At 66.9% G+C, this 12,678-nt stretch carries 9 protein-coding genes; 3 read left to right on the top strand and 6 right to left on the bottom strand.

What is annotated here, in order from left to right; translation table 11 throughout:
- Positions 1-39 precede the first annotated feature (39 nt).
- From ubiE to AC3G88_RS05285, 6 genes are all read right to left on the bottom strand, one after another.
- On the bottom strand, positions 40-771 hold the full coding sequence (gene ubiE, locus AC3G88_RS05310; protein WP_153946526.1) for a bifunctional demethylmenaquinone methyltransferase/2-methoxy-6-polyprenyl-1,4-benzoquinol methylase UbiE: 732 nt from the start codon (positions 769-771) through the stop codon (positions 40-42).
- Positions 772-793: 22 nt separating this feature from the next.
- Positions 794-1,210 (bottom strand): gamma-butyrobetaine hydroxylase family protein, encoded by a 417-nt coding sequence (locus AC3G88_RS05305; RefSeq protein ID WP_488770826.1) that lies wholly within the window; start codon positions 1,208-1,210, stop codon positions 794-796.
- A 58-nt stretch (positions 1,211-1,268) separates the two neighbouring features.
- On the bottom strand, positions 1,269-3,179 hold the full coding sequence (locus AC3G88_RS05300) for an ABC transporter ATP-binding protein/permease (protein ID WP_488770825.1): 1,911 nt from the start codon (positions 3,177-3,179) through the stop codon (positions 1,269-1,271).
- Positions 3,180-3,385: 206 nt separating this feature from the next.
- Positions 3,386-3,820 carry an HIT family protein gene (locus AC3G88_RS05295; protein WP_488770824.1) on the bottom strand — a complete coding sequence of 145 codons (435 nt, stop codon included), beginning with the start codon at positions 3,818-3,820 and terminating at the stop codon, positions 3,386-3,388.
- A gap of 9 nt (positions 3,821-3,829) precedes the next feature.
- A complete protein-coding gene (locus AC3G88_RS05290) occupies positions 3,830-7,804 on the bottom strand; it encodes a DUF3683 domain-containing protein (protein ID WP_488770823.1) in 3,975 nt (1,324 codons plus the stop codon).
- Positions 7,805-8,004: 200 nt separating this feature from the next.
- Positions 8,005-8,583, bottom strand: a complete 579-nt coding sequence (locus AC3G88_RS05285; protein ID WP_488770822.1) for a YqaA family protein — start codon at positions 8,581-8,583, stop codon at positions 8,005-8,007.
- A gap of 257 nt (positions 8,584-8,840) precedes the next feature.
- Here AC3G88_RS05285 and AC3G88_RS05280 point away from each other — a divergent pair, with 257 nt between their 5' ends.
- Genes AC3G88_RS05280 through AC3G88_RS05270 form a run of 3 tightly spaced genes read left to right on the top strand, consistent with a single transcriptional unit; the run spans position 8,841 to position 12,547 of the window.
- Positions 8,841-9,335 carry a (2Fe-2S)-binding protein gene (locus tag AC3G88_RS05280; RefSeq protein WP_488770821.1) on the top strand — a complete coding sequence of 165 codons (495 nt, stop codon included), beginning with the start codon at positions 8,841-8,843 and terminating at the stop codon, positions 9,333-9,335.
- A gap of 12 nt (positions 9,336-9,347) precedes the next feature.
- Entirely contained in the window at positions 9,348-11,732 is a 2,385-nt protein-coding gene (locus tag AC3G88_RS05275; RefSeq protein ID WP_488893168.1) for a xanthine dehydrogenase family protein molybdopterin-binding subunit, read from the top strand.
- 14 nt (positions 11,733-11,746) lie between these two features.
- Positions 11,747-12,547 carry an FAD binding domain-containing protein gene (locus AC3G88_RS05270; protein ID WP_488770819.1) on the top strand — a complete coding sequence of 267 codons (801 nt, stop codon included), beginning with the start codon at positions 11,747-11,749 and terminating at the stop codon, positions 12,545-12,547.
- Positions 12,548-12,678 lie beyond the last annotated feature (131 nt).

Below are 12,678 nucleotides of genomic sequence, written 5' to 3'. Positions count from 1 at the left end.
CCCTGTCATTTTCGGCCATTAGCGGCCGAACATGGCGAATTAGTACTTTCTCCCGACGTGGAGCGCCACGACTCCGGCCGTCAGGTTGAAGTATTCGACTTGTTCCAGTCCAACTTGTTCCATCAAGCGTACAAGTGAACCCTGGTCCGGATGCATTCTGATGGATTCCGCGAGATAGCGATAGCTCGGGGCATCCCCAGCCACGCGCTCGCCCAGCCAGGGGAGCACCTTGAAAGAATAGACGTCGTAGAACTTCTCGAGCGGCTTCCAGACCTTGGAAAACTCCAGCACCATCACCTTGCCGCCCGGCTTGACCACACGGCGCATCTCGGCCAGGGCGCGGTCCTTGTGCGTCATGTTGCGCAGGCCGAAGGCGACCGTGACCAGGTCGAAATAGTTGTCCGGGAACGGGATCTTTTCGGCGTCGCACAGCGCCACCGGCGTGACGATGCCCTTGTCCAGCAGGCGGTCGCGGCCGACGCGCAGCATGGATTCGTTGATATCGGTCAGCCAGACCTCGCCCTTCGGGCCGGCCTGCTTCGCGAAGGCCTTGGCCAGGTCGCCCGTGCCGCCGGCGATGTCCAGTACCTTGTGGCCCGGCCGCACATTGGCCTGGGCGATCGTGAACATCTTCCAGACGCGGTGCATGCCACCGGACATCAGGTCGTTCATCACGTCGTATTTGCTGGCCACCGAGTGGAACACGCCGGCAACCTTGCCGGCCTTTTCCGATTCGTCGACCTTGTCGAACCCGAAGTGGGTTTCGCTCATTCTCAGACTCCAGGTACTAGATTCAGTGATGATGGCCGCATGCGTGGCCGCCGGCCGCCGGCATCGGCGCATCGCGGTCCAGCCCGGCCGCTTCCAGCCGCTTCAGGTAGCCGTCCCACAGCGTGTCCTGCTGGTCGCCCAGGCGGTACAGCAGTTCCCACGTGTAGATGCCCGTGTCGTGGCCATCGTCGAAGCGGATCTGGATCGCATAGTTGCCCACCGGCTCCACCGCCGCTACGCCTACGTTGCGCTTGCCGGTCTGCAGCGTTTCCTGGCCCGGGCCGTGGCCCTGGACTTCGGCGGACGGCGAGTATACGCGCAGCAACTCGAATGGCAGCCGCCAGGTGCGGCCATTGTCGAAGCCGATTTCCAGCACGCGCGACTGCGTGTGGACGGTCAGCGCCGTGGGGTGAGGAGTATCTTTGTCGAGGCCTGCCATGGTCGATGGTCGCGGCGCCAGCCTGGGCGGCCCCAAAAGGGCCGTTACAGCGGCGCCGTCATGCGTCTTGTACGACCCGATAGCTTACTCCACCCCCCTCGGCTTGCCCATCCCGCGGGCCGCCGCCGCTTTCGTCGTTGCCCCGGTTCACCGGTACGTAGCGCAGGCGCCGGCCATGGAAGGCAGCCACGGTGCTGCGGTGCGCGATGCTGACGATGGCCGCCCCGGGCAGTTCGTCCACCATCAGCTGGTACATCGCGCTTTCGGTTTCCTCGTCCAGCGCGCTGGTGGCCTCGTCCAGGAACAGGTAATCCGGCTTCTGCAGCAGGGCCCGGGCAAAGGCCAGGCGCTGCTGCTCGCCGGGCGACAGGCGCAGCGACCAGTTGTCGAATACGTCCAGATGCTTCGTCAGCATGCCCAGCCGCGCCTTGCGCAGCACGGCCACCAGCGTCTCGCGCGAATGGCTGTTGCCGGCGTCGGGGTACGACAGCGCGTCGGCCAGCGTGCCGATCGGCAGGTAGCTGCGCTGCGGCAGGAACAGCATGCGCCGGTGCGGCACCGTGATACGGCCGCTGCCATAGGGCCAGATGCCGGCCAGCGCACGGAACAGCACGCTCTTGCCGCAGCCCGACGGCCCGTGCACCAGCCAGCGTTCGCCCGGCGCAATCGACAGCGAGAACGGCGCCACCAGCGGGCGCTGCCCCGGATGGCTGTCGGGATCGACACCTTCGTCGTCCACGCCGAGCCCGCCGCGCACCGGCAGCGCCAGGGCCAGGCCGCTGATCGAGATATCGCCGTCGGCCGGGCTGGCGGACTGCACCACCTCGATATCGCCCGGGCCTTCGTGCGTCAGGTCCTGGCGCTCGGCCACCCGCATGGCGTCCTGGAAATCGATCAGACGGTTGGCGGCGGCCTTCCAGCCCACCAGCGTCGAATAGCTGTCGACGAACCAGGACAGCGCGCCCTGTACCTGGCCGAACGCGGAGTTGATCTGCATGAGGCCGCCCAGCGTGAGCTTGCCCGAGAAATAGCGCGGCGCGGCCACCAGCAGCGGGAAGATGATCGCAAACTGGCCGTAACCCGAGTTCACGAACGTCAGGCGCCGGGTGTAGCGCATGAGCTGGTTCCAGTTTGCCCGGATGCGCTCGAAACGGGCGCGCAGGCCCGCCTGCTCGGTCGGCTCGCCGCGATACAGCGCCACGGGCTCGCTGTTTTCGCGCAGGCGCACCAGCATGAAACGGAAGTTTGCCTCGTACTGTTCCTGCTGGAACGACAGGCCGATCAGCGGTCGCCCCACGAAGTGGGCAATCAGCGAGCCCACCACCGCGTAACCGATGGCAAACCAGACCATGTAGCCCGGGATCGTCAGGTCCGTGCCGCCCAGCGCCAGCGTGATCGGGCCCGACACCACCCACAGGATGCCGATGAACGACACCAGCGTCACCGCCGAATTGAGCAGCCCCATCGACAGCGTCAGCGCGCCGTCGGTGAACTGGCGCAGGTCATCGGCCAGCCGCTGGTCGGGGTTGTCTGTGGCATGGGTCTGCTCGATGCGGTAGTAGGCCTGGTGCCCGAGCCAACGCTGCATGAAGGTGCCCGTCATCCACGTGCGCCAGCGCATCTGCAGCATCATCTGGTAGTACTGGCGCGAGATCGCCAGCACGATGAAGCAGGCCGCGATCCACGAAAAACGCAGCAGCAGCGCCTTGAACGAGACGAAGTCGCGCTGCTCGATGGCGTTGTAGAACACGCGGTTCCACTCGTTGAGCAGCACGTTGATGTAGACGATGCCCAGGTTCAGCGCCACGACCAGCGTCAGCAGCCCCAGGCCGGCCTTGCGGTCTTCCGAGCTCCAGTACGGCTTGATCAGCGCCCAGGTGGCGGCCAGGCGCAGCCGGCTCTGGTTCTTGAGGGCCTCGGCGGGTACGGCAGGACCGGGCACGATAACGGACGACGGTGTGGATGACATGGCGCCAGCGGTTGGCCCGCCGCGCAAGGCCGGCGGGCATGTTGTTGTTCGACCGGAGTCAGACGCACCGCCCGGCGGGCGGGTTCCGTACCAGACTGCTACGGCACTTTACAAGGGGATGGGAAGGATTGCAGCGGAACCGGTCAATAACGGCCGCAAGTCGCCGGCAGCGGGCTGCCGGTTGCCGACCGCACGCCGCACCGGCGTCAGTCCGGATCGGACAGCATCGAAAGTGCCGTGCGCAGCGCCGGCAGCCGGCTGCCCAGTTCGGCAATGCGCGCGGCATCGGCGGCCCGCTGGGGCGCAGCCCACACAGACTCGGGGAAATGGGTGTCCCAGCGGTAGCGCGGAATGATGTGCCAGTGCAGGTGCGGCACCATGTTGCCGAACGCGGCCAGGTTGACCTTGTCCGGTGTCATGACTTCGCGCACCACGCGCTCGACGCGTGCCACCAGCCGCATCAGCCACGCCTGGTCGGCATCGTCCAGGTCGGTCAGCTCCGCCACATGGTCGTTCCAGACCACGCGGCAGAACCCCGGAAAGCGGTCGCGCTCGACCAGGATCACGCGCGCGCGGCCGCCCATCCAGGCCAGCTCGCCGCCATCGGCTTCGCACAGGGGGCAGTTCGGAACCCGGCTCATGGCAATGGCTTACACCAGCACGCGTTCGATACCACCCGCGTTCGCCCTGGCCACGTACTCGGGCATCCAGTTGTCGCCCAGCAGGTGCTTGGCCATTTCCACGACGATGTAATCGGCCGTGACCGATGCATCCTCGTTGTACCGCGACAGGCCCTGCAGGCACGACGGGCAGCTGGTCAGGATCTTGACGTCGCCGTTGAAGTCGTCGGTGCGCAGCTTGTCCGCACCCTTGCGCATCTCCTCTTCCTTGCGGAAACGGATCTGCGTCGACACATCCGGGCGCGTCACGGCCAGCGTGCCCGATTCCCCGCAACAACGCTCGTTCTTCTCGATCTTGCCGCCGCCCTCGTTGCCGCCCATGAGGTCGTTCACCAGCCTGGTCGGGTCCATCGTCTTGATCGGGGTGTGGCAGGGGTCGTGGTACATGTAGCGCGTACCCGTCACGCCTTCCAGCTTGACGCCCTTCTCCAGCAGATACTCGTGGATGTCGATGATGCGGCAGCCCGGGAAGATCTTGTCGAACTCATACCCGGCCAGCTGGTCGTAGCACGTGCCGCAGCTGACCACCACGGTCTTGATGTCGAGGTAGTTCAGCGTATTGGCCACGCGGTGGAACAGCACGCGGTTGTCGCTGACCATCTTTTCGGCGCGGTCATACTGGCCGGCGCCGCGCTGCGGATAGCCGCAGCACAGGTAACCCGGCGGCAGCACGGTCTGCACGCCCACGTGCCACAGCATGGCCTGCGTGGCCAGCCCCACCTGCGAGAACAGGCGCTCCGACCCGCAGCCCGGGAAGTAGAACACGGCTTCGGTCTCGGCCGTGGTCGTCTTCGGGTTGCGGATGATCGGCACGATCTCGTTGTCTTCGATATCGAGCAGCGCGCGCGCCGTCTTCTTGGGCAGGTTGCCCGGCATCTTCTTGTTGATGAAGTGGATCACCTGCTCCTGCACCGGCGGCTTGCCAACCGTGGCGGGCGGATGCTGGGTCTGCTTCTTCGCGAACTTCTTGAGCACCTCGTTGCCCAGGCGCTGCGCCTTGTAGCCCCAGCCGATCATGGCCGCGCGGGTCATGTTGATGGTCTGCGGATTGGTCGCGTTCAGGAAGAACATCGACGCGGCGGTGCCCGGGTTGAACTTCTTCTGGCCCATCTTGCGCAGCAGGTTGCGCATGTTCATCGACACGTCGCCGAAGTCGATCTTGACCGGGCAAGGCGTCACGCACTTGTGGCAGACGGTGCAGTGGTCGGCCACGTCCGAGAACTCGTCCCAATGCTTGATCGACACGCCGCGGCGCGTCTGTTCCTCGTACAGGAACGCCTCCACCAGCAGCGACGTGGCCAGGATCTTGTTGCGCGGGCTGTACAGCAGGTTGGCGCGCGGCACGTGCGTGGCGCACACCGGCTTGCACTTGCCACAGCGCAGGCAGTCCTTGACGCTGTCGGCAATGGCGCCGATGTCGCTCTGCTGCATGATGATGGACTCATGTCCCATCAGGCCGAACGACGGCGTGTACGCATTGCGCAGGTCGGCGCCCGGCAGCAGCTTGCCCTTGTTGAAGCGGCCCTGCGGGTCCACGCGCTGCTTGTAGGCGCGGAATTCCCCGATCTCTTCCTCGGTCAGGAATTCGAGCTTGGTGATGCCGATGCCGTGCTCGCCCGAAATCACGCCGTCCAGCGAACGCGCCAGGTCCATGATGCGGGCCACCGCGCGGTGCGCGTCCTGCAGCATGTCGTAGTCGTCCGAGTTGACGGGGATGTTGGTGTGGACGTTGCCGTCGCCGGCGTGCATGTGCAGCGCCACGAACACGCGGCCGCGCAGCACCTGCTTGTGGATCTTCTGCGCCTCGTCCAGGATCGGCTTGAATTCGCCGCCGTTGAAGATCTTGCGCAGTTCGGCGCGGATCTCGTGCTTCCAGCTCACGCGGATCGTGCGGTCCTGCATCAGGTGGAACACCGTGGCGTCCGGCTGTGTCTGCAGGCGCTGCTCGAAGGCCGGGCCCAGCAGGCCCAGGCCGTGGCCAATCAGCGATGCGCGGGCGGTCTGCAGCGGCGTATCGAGGTGATCCTGCAGATAGCGCCAGCGCGCGCGGATCTCGCGCAGCAGCGTCAGCGCATGCTGCACGCGGTCTTCCAGCAGTTCGGCGCTCGGAATCTCGTTGGCGTCGTCGCTGCGGCCCAGCGGCAGGTTGCCGCGCGCGAAGAATGCTTCCAGCTCGTCCAGCAGCTTGAGCTTGTTCTTGGTCGACAGTTCGATGTTGATGCGCTCGATGCCGTCCGTGTACTCGCCCATGCGGGGCAGCGGAATCACCACGTCCTCGTTGATCTTGAAGGCGTTGGTGTGGCGCGCGATGGCGGCGGTGCGCGAGCGATCGAGCCAGAACTTCTTGCGGGCCTCGGGGCTCACGGCGATAAAGCCTTCGCCGCTCTTGCCGTTGGCCATGCGGATCACTTCCGAGGTGGCGCGCGCCACGGCGTCTTCGTCGTCACCGACGATATCGCCGATCAGCACCATCTTCGGGAAGGCATTGCGCTTGCTCTTGGTGGCGTAGCCGACCGCGCGCAGATAGCGTTCGTCCAGATGCTCCAGGCCCGCCAGGATGGCGCCGCCCTCGCGCCGGGACTCGGCATCGAGGAAATCCTTGATCTCGACGATGCTGGGAATGGCGTCGCGCGGCTGGCCGAAGAACTCCAGGCAGACCGTGCGGATGTGCTTCGGCATGCGGTGCAAGATCCAGCGCGCGCTGGTGATGATGCCGTCGCAGCCTTCCTTCTGCACGCCGGGCAGGCCGGCCAGGAACTTGTCGGTGACATCCTTGCCCAGGCCTTCCTTGCGGAACTTGCGGCCTTCGATGGCCAGCGTCTCGGTGCGCAGCACCTTCTCGCCGGGGCGGCGGTTGCCGTCCGACCACTTCAGCTCGAACGTGGCCACCGGCACGTCGTGGATCTTGCCCAGGTTGTGGTCCATGCGGGTGATCTCGAGCCAGTTGCCCTCGGGATCGACCATGCGCCACCACGCCAGGTTGTCCAGCGCCGTGCCCCACAGCACGGCCTTCTTGCCGCCCGCGTTCATCGCCACGTTGCCGCCGATGCACGATGCATCGATCGACGTCGGGTCCACCGCGAACACCAGGCCGGCGCGGTCGGCGGCATCGGCCACGCGGCGCGTCACCACGCCGGCGCCCGAGAAGATCGTCGCCACCTTGTGCGGCACGTTGGGCAGGTCGGACATCTCCACCGCGTCCAGCTGTTCCAGCTTTTCGGTGTTGATGACGGCCGAGAACGGCGTCAGCGGCACGGCGCCGCCGGTGTAGCCGGTGCCGCCCCCGCGCGGAATGATGGTCAGGCCCAGCTCGAAGCAGCCCTTCACCAGGCCGGCGATTTCTTCCTCGGTGTCCGGGGTCAGCACCACGAACGGGTATTCCACGCGCCAGTCGGTGGCGTCGGTCACGTGCGACACGCGCGACAGGCCGTCGAACTTGATGTTGTCCTTCTGGGTCACCTTGCCCAGCACGCGCTGGGTGCGCTTGCGCAGCGCGTAGGCGTCGGCGAATTCCTGCTGGAACGACTCGATCGCCTGCTTGGCGAACGCGACCAGCTGCTCCACGCGGTGAGAACGGTCTTCCGCGGCGGGCTCGGCGTGCTCGGCACGATCGGCGGCGCGGCGCTTCTCGATTTCGTTCAGGCGGTGGTGCAGCGCGCTGACCAGCATCTGGCGGCGCTTGGGATTTTCCAGCAGGTCGTCCTGCAGGTAGGGATTGCGGCGGACCACCCAGATATCGCCCAGCACCTCGTAGAGCATGCGGGCCGACCGGCCGGTACGGCGTTCGCCGCGCAGTTCGTCGAGGATGCGCCAGGCTTCTTCGCCCAGCAGACGGATGACAATCTCGCGATCCGAAAACGACGTGTAGTTATAGGGGATCTCACGCAGGCGCGGCGGGGCGTCCTGCGTGGCGAGCTTGGCATCGAGCACGAGTGGGGCGTTCATGGGCGGGACCGCTTCGAAGCTGCGCACGGGGACGGTGCGCGATTTTCGTCATTAAAGGGCGATTGTACTGCAACGCCCAGTTTCGCCGCACCGCAGCAAGCCCGTTTTGGGGGAATAACCCCTGAAAGTGTCCGGGATCGGCATCGATTGCATGCAATTTTGCGCATTTCGGGCATTTCCCGGCGCCTGCCCGGCCCCGCCTAGAACCACTGCCGGATCGCCTCGCCCACGCCGTGCCAGAAAGAGTTGGGAATCCAGAGCAGGCTGGCCGTCATGGCCAGGTAGCGCAGGAACTTGCCGATCGCCATATAGGACAGGCTGCGCCAGAACGGCAGCCGCAGCCAGCCGGCCAAAGTGCACAATGGATCACCAATGCCGGGCAGCCACGACAACAGCATCGTCGGCGGCCCGTAACGGCGCATCCATCGGAAATATCTGGCGTCCAGCCGGGGCTTGTGCCGCTTGCGAGGGTGTTTGCGGTGCTCGGCATGTTCGCGCTCATGCTCGTGGTGCTGGCGCCGCTGGCGGTAGCGCACCACCGCCAGCTTGGCGGCGTACCCGAGCCACCAGTCGATGGCGCCGCCCAGCGTGTTGCCGGCCGTTGCCACCAGAATCGCCGGCCAGAACATGCCCGGATTGAGCTTCACGTAGCCGAAGACGGCGGGCTCCGACCCCAGCGGCAGCAGCGTGGCCGACACCAGGCTGACCACGAAAATGGCCGGCAGCCCGACCTTGGGCAGGGCTACGGTCTCGAACAGCCAGTCGATGAAGGCTTCCATGCGTGGGGACGTTGGACAGGCCGCTCAGGGCAGGGGAACCCGCATGGCAGCACCGAAGGTTTTGTGATTTACTTTTAGAGCCTGTGGCGGCGGATCGTTCATTCCGCCGCAAGACCGGGCAAACCCGGCAGCACCAATATCACGAAATAGCCGTCTCAACCAAGCGGCAGTACCGCGTCGTGGCCCGTCCCGCGCAGTCTTTCATTCGGGGATCGGCGGAGCTGGCCATGCGCGCACCACCCCACATGGAGACAAGCATGGCGATTCCGATCCGCCTGACGGTCAACGGCAAGCCCGTTGACGCGCAGGTCGAACCCAATACCCTTCTGGTCCAGTTCCTGCGCGAGCAGCTTCGCCTGACCGGCACCCACGTGGGCTGCGACACCGCCCAGTGCGGCGCCTGCACCGTCCACCTGGACGGCCGTGCCGTGAAGTCCTGCAACATGCTGGCAGTCCAGGCGGACGGGGCCAGCGTGACCACCATCGAAGGTCTGGCGGCCAACGGCGAGATGCATCCGATGCAGCAGGCGTTCCGCGAATGCCACGGCCTGCAATGCGGCTTCTGCACGCCCGGCATGGTGATGGCGGCCACGTCGCTGCTTCAGCAGCAGCCGCATGCCGATGCCCAGGCCATCCGCGAGCAGCTCGAAGGCAATCTGTGCCGCTGCACCGGCTACCACAACATCGTGCGTGCGGTGCAGCAGGGGCAGGCCGCCATGCAGGGCGACCGCGCCACGGTCAGCGCCGAATAAGGGAGGCCCGTCATGAACGCACCCGAAAAGCACCCGTTCATCGGCACGCCCGTGCGCCGCAAGGAGGACTACCGCTTCCTGACCGGCAATGGCCAGTACACCGACGACGTCACGCTGGCGCACCAGAGCTACGGCTACTTCGTACGCTCGCCGCACGCGCATGCGCGCATCCAGTCCATCGACACGGCGCAAGCCCTGGCGTCGCCCGGCGTGATCGCCGTGCTGACCGGCGACGACATGGCAGGCGACAAGGTGGGCGGCCTGCCCTGCGGCTGGCTGATCCACAGCATCGATGGCTCGCCGATGAAAGAGCCGCCCCACCCCGCCCTGGCGCACGGCAAGGTCCGCCACGTGGGCGACCAGGTGGCGCTGGTCATCGCCGAGTCGCTGCAGCAGGCACGCGATGCAGCCGAGCAGGTCGTGGTCGATTACGACGAGCTGCCCGCCGTGGTCAACCCGGCCGATGCCGCCGCGGCAACCACGCTGGTCCACGACGACGTGCCGGCCAACACCTGCTACACCTGGGGCCACGGCGACCGCGCCGCCACCGATGCCGCGTTCGCCAGGGCTGCCCATGTGACCACGCTGGAGATCGTCAACAACCGGCTGATCCCGAACGCCATCGAGCCGCGCGCGGTCAACGCCAGCTACACCCGCCAGGACGACAGCTACACGGTCTACGTGTCCAACCAGAACCCGCACGTGGAACGGCTGCTGATGGGCGCCTTCGTGCTGGGGCTGCCCGAATCGCGCCTGCGCATCATCGCGCCCGACGTGGGCGGCGGCTTTGGCTCGAAGATCTTCCTGTATCCGGAGGACGTGGCGCTGACCTGGGCGTCGAAGAAGGTCGGCCGCCCGGTCAAGTGGACGGCAGAGCGGTCGGAATCGTTCCTGACCGACGCACACGGCCGGGACCACGTGACCAGGGCCGAACTGGCGCTCGATGCCGATGGCAAGTTCCTGGCCATGCGCGTGCACACGGTGGCCAACATGGGCGCGTACCTGTCCACGTTCGCCAGCAGCGTGCCGACGATCCTCTACGCCACGCTGCTGGCCGGCCAGTACGCCACCCCGGCCATCTACGCCGAGGTGCAGGCGGTGTTCACCAACACGTCGCCCGTCGATGCCTATCGCGGCGCGGGCCGGCCCGAAGCCACCTACGTGGTGGAGCGCCTGGTCGAAGCCGCCGCGCGCGAGACCGGCACCGACCCCGCCACGCTGCGCCGCAAGAACTTCATCCGCACCTTCCCGTACGCCACGCCCGTGGGCCTGACCTACGACACCGGCGACTACGAACCCTGCCTGGCGCGGGCCCAGGAACTGGCCGACGTGGCCGGCTTCCCGGCGCGCCGCGACGCCGCAAAGCAGCGCGGCAAGCTGCGCGGGCTTGGCTATTCCTGCTACATCGAGGCCTGCGGGCTGGCCCCCTCGAACATCGCCGGGGCGCTTGGCGCGCGTGCGGGCCTGTTTGAAGTCGGCGAGATCCGCGTCCACCCGACCGGCACGGTGACCGTGTTCACCGGGTCGCACAGCCACGGGCAGGGCCACGAGACCACCTTCGCGCAGATCGTGGCAGACCGGCTCGGCATTGCGATGGATGCCGTGGAGATCGTGCATGGCGACACCGGCCGCGTGCCGTTCGGCATGGGCACCTACGGCTCGCGGTCGCTGGCCGTGGGCGGATCGGCCATCATGAAGGCGCTGGACAAGATCGAGGCCAAGGCCAAGAAGATTGCCGCGCACCTGCTGGAGGCCTCCGACGCCGACATCGATTTCCAGGACGGCGTGTTCCGCGTAGCGGGCACCGATCGCACCAAGACCTTCGGCGAGGTGGCGCTGACCGCCTACGTGCCGCACAACTACCCGCTGGACAAGCTCGAGCCGGGCCTGAACGAAAACGCGTTCTACGACCCGACCAACTTCACGTATCCGTCGGGCGCCTATATCTGCGAGGTCGAGGTCGATCCCGACACGGGCGAGTCGCACGTCGTCAAGTTCACGGCGGTGGACGACTTCGGCAACGTCATCAATCCGATGATCGTCGAGGGCCAGGTACACGGCGGCATCGGCCAGGGGCTGGGCCAGGCCATGCTGGAACAGTGCATCTACGACCCCGACAGCGGCCAGTTGCTGACCGGCTCCTATATGGACTACGCCATGCCGCGCGCCGCCGACCTGCCCGATTTCACGGTGGAAACCGCCAGCGGCACGCCCTGCACGCACAACCCGCTGGGCGTGAAGGGCTGCGGCGAGGCCGGTGCCATCGGGTCACCGCCGGCGTTCATCAACGCGCTGGTCGACGCGCTATCGCCGCTGGGCGTGCGCGACGTGCAGATGCCCGCCACGCCGCATCGCGTGTGGCAGGCCATCCAGGCTGCCCAGGGCAGCGCCGCATAACGGAGGAGACGACCATGTACGCATTCCAGTATGAACGCGCCACGGACGCCGGCGCCGCCGTAGCCAGGCTCAAGGCCGATGGCGAGGCCAAGTTCCTGGCCGGCGGCCAAAGCCTGCTGGCGGCCATGAAACTGCGCCTGGCGGCCCCGTCGACACTGGTCGACGTGACACGCATACCGGGCATCGCCGACATCACGGTGCAGGGCAACGAACTGGTGGTCGGCGCCGCCGCGCGCCACGCCGACGTGGCCGCCAACGCCGAGGTCATGCGCCGCATCCCGGCGCTGGCCGCGCTGGCGTTCGGCATCGGCGACCGCCAGGTGCGCGCGATGGGCACGATCGGCGGATCGCTGGCCAACGACGATCCCGCCGCCGACTACCCGGCGGCAGTGCTCGGCCTGAACGCCACCGTCGTCACCGACCGCCGCAGCATTGCCGCCGACGACTTCTTCAAGGGCCTCTACGAGACCGCGCTGGCGCCTGACGAGCTGATCACGGCCGTACGGTTCCCCGTGCCCGATCGCGCTGCATACGTCAAGTTCCGCAACCCGGCGTCGCGCTTTGCGCTGGTGGGCGTGATGGTGTCGCGCACCGGCCAGGCCGTACGCGTGGCCGTGACCGGCGCGGCCGACAGCGTGTTCCGCGCCCCGGCGCTGGAGCAGGCGCTGACGGCCAGCTTCACCGTGGCCGCGGCACGCGCGGTGAAGGTCGATCCATCCGGCCTCAACGGCGACCTGCATGCCTCGCCCGAGTACCGCGCGCACCTGATTCCGGTGCTGACGGCCCGGGCGGTGGAGCAAGCGCTGAAGGGATAGTGTCGCCTGCGGAGTGGGTTTGCTCCCCTCTCCCGCAGGCGGGAGAGGGGCCGGGGGAGAGGGCACGGCATATCAGGCGCCACCATGCTGGACCACACCGACGGCTTCGCCCGCCGCGTTGGTTTGCTCCC

The sequence above is a fragment of the Cupriavidus sp. 86D6 genome (assembly GCF_057815095.1).
Note: the sequence above shows the minus strand (reverse complement) of the source record. Positions and strands in the feature narration are given on the sequence as shown.